The 4,730-nt window shown below is 60.3% G+C and carries 8 protein-coding genes; 7 read left to right on the forward strand and 1 reads right to left on the reverse strand.

The features are described from left to right. From L972_RS18395 to L972_RS18430, 7 genes are all read left to right on the forward strand, one after another. Positions 1-390: DNA-binding protein (locus L972_RS18395; RefSeq protein ID WP_231560958.1), on the forward strand; the 390-nt coding region annotated here is incomplete at its 5' end. Positions 391-392: 2 nt separating this feature from the next. Continuing rightward, complete coding sequence (locus tag L972_RS18400; protein ID WP_047440148.1) at positions 393-647, forward strand: hypothetical protein; 255 nt, start codon at positions 393-395, stop codon at positions 645-647. Then, positions 647-934 carry a hypothetical protein gene (locus L972_RS18405; protein WP_047440150.1) on the forward strand — a complete coding sequence of 96 codons (288 nt, stop codon included), beginning with the start codon at positions 647-649 and terminating at the stop codon, positions 932-934. Before L972_RS18400 ends, L972_RS18405 begins: the two co-directional genes overlap by 1 nt. Before the next feature lie 139 nt (positions 935-1,073). Then, a complete protein-coding gene (locus tag L972_RS21110; protein ID WP_005333101.1) occupies positions 1,074-1,202 on the forward strand; it encodes a major capsid protein in 129 nt (42 codons plus the stop codon). Between the two features lie 1,180 nt (positions 1,203-2,382). After that, positions 2,383-2,649: a DUF2523 family protein gene (locus L972_RS18420; RefSeq protein ID WP_052200091.1), complete on the forward strand. Its 267-nt coding sequence runs from the start codon at positions 2,383-2,385 to the stop codon at positions 2,647-2,649. A gap of 7 nt (positions 2,650-2,656) precedes the next feature. After that, positions 2,657-3,631 carry a zonular occludens toxin domain-containing protein gene (locus tag L972_RS20410; protein WP_052200092.1) on the forward strand — a complete coding sequence of 325 codons (975 nt, stop codon included), beginning with the start codon at positions 2,657-2,659 and terminating at the stop codon, positions 3,629-3,631. Between the two features lie 206 nt (positions 3,632-3,837). Further along, entirely contained in the window at positions 3,838-4,200 is a 363-nt protein-coding gene (locus tag L972_RS18430; RefSeq protein WP_047440155.1) for a hypothetical protein, read from the forward strand. 24 nt (positions 4,201-4,224) lie between these two features. Here L972_RS18430 and L972_RS18435 read toward each other — a convergent pair whose 3' ends face one another. Then, a complete protein-coding gene (locus L972_RS18435) occupies positions 4,225-4,656 on the reverse strand; it encodes a hypothetical protein (protein ID WP_047440156.1) in 432 nt (143 codons plus the stop codon). Positions 4,657-4,730: the final 74 nt, after the last annotated feature.

Here is a 4,730-nt window from a genome sequence, read left to right on the forward strand (position 1 = left end):
TTTTATGGCACCAATTTTAGTAACTGTTACCAAAAAGGACTGATTCAGATGAACGATAAAACGCAACCTACTGTCGGCGCATCCGGCCTGTACCTGGTCGGCGAGATCGCCGGGGTAAAGCAGGACTCATTCCGCAACGGGGAGCAGCAGATCATCCGACACACCGTCGGCGTTCGGATCACCACGGTCGACGCCTATGGCGGTGAGACCAGTGAGCTGGTCGAGGTCAGGCTGCCGCAGGCCGCCGTCGATGCAGGTCTGCCGCGTCAGCTCGATGGGCTGCGCGGTCAGATCCTCAGTCTGCCTGTCTGGGTGCAGCCCTACACCGGAAAACGCGGGGCAGGGCACGCGTTGATGCTGGACTCTAAACAGCAAATTTTGGGGATCTAGGTATGGCTATGACGACTGTCACCGGCGTGCTGGCCGGCGTTAAAAATGCACCGGATTTTGCCGTTATCGTGCGCACAGCAGAGGGCGATGTCGCGATCGTCATCCCGCCGTTAGCACTGCAACTCCTGCCCGATCCCGTGGCTCATTTTGAGCGGTTGGTCGGGGAAAAAATGGGTTTTTGCGTCGTGCCGGGGCACGAGATCGATGGGGCCCGCGTGCTGGACACACAGTACCGGGATCCCGAGGCGCAGAGCTGATGGCCGCCATCGTCACTGACAGCCTCGGTCTGGTCCTGCACGCGGTTCTGACCCACGTCGATCGCATCGAGCGCAGTGCCTCTGATAGGGATCCTAGCGTTCTGCTGATCCTGGAGGCCGAGGCCGATCTGTTTGTGGTGCTCGGCCCTAGCCGGTTTGCCGGTTCCGCTCAGGAACGGCGCCTGCAGGGCCTCGTCGGCACTCTCGTGGCACTGCCGGTCGTCTCGACGCCAGCGGGGCTGATGCTGGCAGAGGGACGGCTGGCCACAACGATTCTGGGGGGCTGACCAATGGATCTGCTCCCCGATATTACCCCCGCGCAGGCGGTCGAACTGGTGCAGGCCATCGGCCTGCTCTGGGCCACCGCGTGGGTTCTACGTCAACTGCGGAGAGCCATCCGCTAGATCAATGCAATGGAGTTTTTATATGGACCTGACCTCAATCACCACCGCGATCACCGGCGCTGTCACTCAGATCACCACGATCGGGCTGGCCTGTCTCTCGGTCTACGTGACAATCCGCACGTTCACCTGGGTACGCGGCGCGTTTAAGTAACGAATAGGGGGCCGCAGCGGCCCCCTTCTTTATATCGGATTTATATCGGAGGCCAACTATGGGGAGTGAATGGTGGCTGTACGTATCAGCAGTAATCGGAGCATTTTGGCTGCTCTACCACTGATCGCGCTCACTGCACCAGTACACGCGGATGTGGTCGAGCTGTTCCCAGGGGCCGGCACCGTTCGGGTGGCCAACGGCGCCACTGGGCGGATCGTTGGTGTCACGAGCATCGACAAAACCGCCCGGACTGTCGGCGCCGTTATTGATGCTCGGGACAGATTCGGGAACGCTGTTCGCGTTAACCGGGTTCTACGGGTCGTGCCTGACGCGCTGGCGCGATTCGGTCGCACCTGCCTCTCACCTGCGGGGGCAGCTCGCTGTGCGGCCGTCGGCGCCATCACCGCCGCAGCCGCCTACGCCGGGTACGACCTGATCAACGGCTGGCTACAGCGGCCGTCGACGGCCACAGGGGAATGCCCCCGTGACTGGATTTTTCTGCCTGGCCCCGATGGCACACGCGTCAAGGCGCTCCAGGGGTTGCCCTGTATCGAGAAAAAACCGGCTATTGGGTCCTCAAAACCTCTGGCCCCAGTGGCGCAGCGGACAGCTGGCGCACCCCCGAGATCCCACCCAGTGTCCAGCGCGGGATCTTTTATACCACCTGGGGCGACCTGAATAGCCCGCTGCCTGGCGACCTGTGGAGCTACAAACGCAACTGGGCCCGCGGGGAACAACAGGTCGAACCGGAAAACGGTGGTGAAATTTCAGATGCGGAATTTGCCGATCTGGTCCTGTCTAACCCTGCCGCGATACAGATCAGTCCAGGGCTGTATCCGGACATTTTTGAGCCGGTCACCGTCGATGAGACAGCCCCAAACCCGGGCGAGGGGACTAAACCCAACCCGGATCCGGACCCCGAGGCTCAGACCGATCTGGCCTCGATGGCCGATGTGCCTAGGGATGTGATCGATGTGCGGCGTTTTTACGACTGGGGCAGCGGCTGGCTACCCCGCCAGTGCCCAGCGCCGACCGTTGTCCCGGTCATGGGACAAAATTTCTCCATCGATTACGGGACCCTGTGTGGGCTGATCGAGAGCGCTGTTGCGCCCGTTCTGCGTCTGCTGGCGCTGTTTGGATTTTTGTCGATCGTGATCGTCGGCGTCGGGAGGTCTAGCTGATGTGGGGTGCGTTTGGGACACTAATGGCCGGAAATTTCGTGGCCAGAATTCTGCTCGCGCTGGGTGTTGCTGTCGTCTCCTATCAGGGACTCGACGCCATTCTGTCGCTGGCTACCTCGGAGATCCGGGCGTTGGTCACCGGTCTGCCTGCAACTGCGCTGGGGCTGCTGGGGCTGGCTCGCATTGATCTGTGCATCAACCTGATCCTGTCGGCCTATGCCGCCCGACTCGCCATGGCGGCGCTGACCACGATGCGTGTGAGGTAGTTAGCCTATGATCACCCTCATCACCGGCCGCCCAGGGAGCGGCAAAACGCTGTTGGCGGTTGAGATGATCCGCGACAATGCCAATGCAGAACGGATCAGGCCCCTGTTTTGCAACATCGACGGGTTGAATTTTGACCGGTTGCGGTGTTTCCCACTGGAGGACCCGACCGCATGGCCACAGCTGCCGTCCGGGGCCATCGTAGTGATAGACGAATGCCAAAAGATCATGCCGCCTCGTCCCAGTGGCGCGAAGGTTCCACCTCATGTTGATTTTTTGAACGAACATCGTCACGCAGGGATCGACCTGATCCTGATGACTCCAGACCCCAAACTGATCGATGTGTTGGCTCGTAAAACCGTCGGGCGGCACCTGCACGCCTACCGGCCATTCGGCATGGAGCACCGGAAGATCTTCGAGTGGAACTCATGTAACGAGGATCCGGAACCATCCCAGGGAGAGAAAAACGCACTGATCACCAAAAAACCGTTCGATAAGAGCCTGTATGAGTTGTACACCTCCGCCGAGGTGCATACCCACAAATCCCGACCACCACTGAAAAAATTTGCACTGCTCATTGGGTCGCTGCTGACAGCGATTTTGCTGTTTGCCTGGTCGTTCTGGTCCATCTGGCAGCAGGGGCAGGGCGATGCCCCGTCAGAGCAGACCGCCACCGTCACCACCGCCGAGCAGGGAGCAGTGTCCGCCGCCGTCTCCAGTGCCGAGCCCAGCCTGCCGCCGCCGATCCCGGAGGCATTTTTCCGCTCCCGGGTAGCGGTGAACGGTCATCCCGAATACCGCGTCGAACTGGGGGAGGGCGGGGGATATGCGAGTCTGGGCACGTTCCCCGCGTATCGCGTCGAGGGCGCCAACGTGCTGCTACTGGCTCACGCTGGAGATGATGTGGCCCAGTGGGTGATACGTGATGCTGATCTGGTAGGGTATCTGCAACAGGACGCAGACGCGCTGATGGCGAACAGGTAGGCGCCGCAGGCGCAGGGCCGTGCGACTGGGCGACGACCGCTGGCGGGCGGCGGACAGGCGGATGGCCGGTCATCAATATAATTACGGTAACAGTTACCAATAATGATGCCGATAACCCCATTTATCGGCATCATTTGTAAAGGCTTTGTTATTTTTGACCTTCAACATCTCCATTTTGACCTTCAACATCTCTAGCGGAGCAGACTATGGGAAATTGGGACGATTTTAGCAATTCAACGGATCCCGTTGATCCGGCGTTTCTGGCCGAACGTGAACCGGTCATAGCCGAGCACGTTTTTAGGGTCGCAACCCGTCAGGAGCTGCTGGCCCGAGGCTATGTCCTCAATCTGGCCGAGCTGAACCTGCCGGCATCGCCAGAACTGGACCAGATCGTCAGCATCCTGCAAACCCAGCGCGGTCCTGTGGCGATGGCGATCTGGTTCCAGTCAGCGAATGGCTGGCTAGGCAGCGCCCGGCCTGTGGATGTGGTGCGGCGCATCAGCCCTGGGGAAATGTCCGACGTCCTCCATGCGGCACGCCGCGAGGTCGCGCCAATCGATCATGCCTGAGCCATCCAACCCGGTGAGCAGTGTTTAGGGCTGGCCGATGGCACCGCCGTTCACCGACAGGCCACGGGCGCGGGCCTCCCGCAGGCAGCGCTGCCAAAAGTGCCTGCCAGTGGGCGCGGCCCATTTAACCTGGTAACGACTGGATAGCCAACAAATCGCCTCCAGCGGCAGATGGGCAAAATCCTGTTGATGGGTGTACCAAAAAGCCCGCCAGTCGTGGATGACCGCCACCCGGTCAACCAACTGCCAGCGGCAGACCCACAACGGGGTGTCCTGATGAACCAGCACCAACGCACCGGCCAACGGGAACACGTCGAACCACAGCAACTGGTGGTCATCGGGCACCGTGATATCCAGCCGCCGAAACCGGTGATGCCGCAGTTGTGCCAATAGGTCGACACCGGCGGTTAACGCATCCAGCGAGAGTCGATCCTGTGGGCGACCGCCGTGTTTCATCGAGAAAACCTCCAAAACGTACAAACCTATTGTCAAAAACTATTTGAAATGACCGGTTTTTAGCTAAATCCAAA

The sequence above is a fragment of the Aeromonas sp. ZOR0001 genome, from assembly GCF_000801015.1.
Classification (GTDB): Bacteria; Pseudomonadota; Gammaproteobacteria; order Enterobacterales; family Aeromonadaceae; genus Aeromonas; species Aeromonas veronii.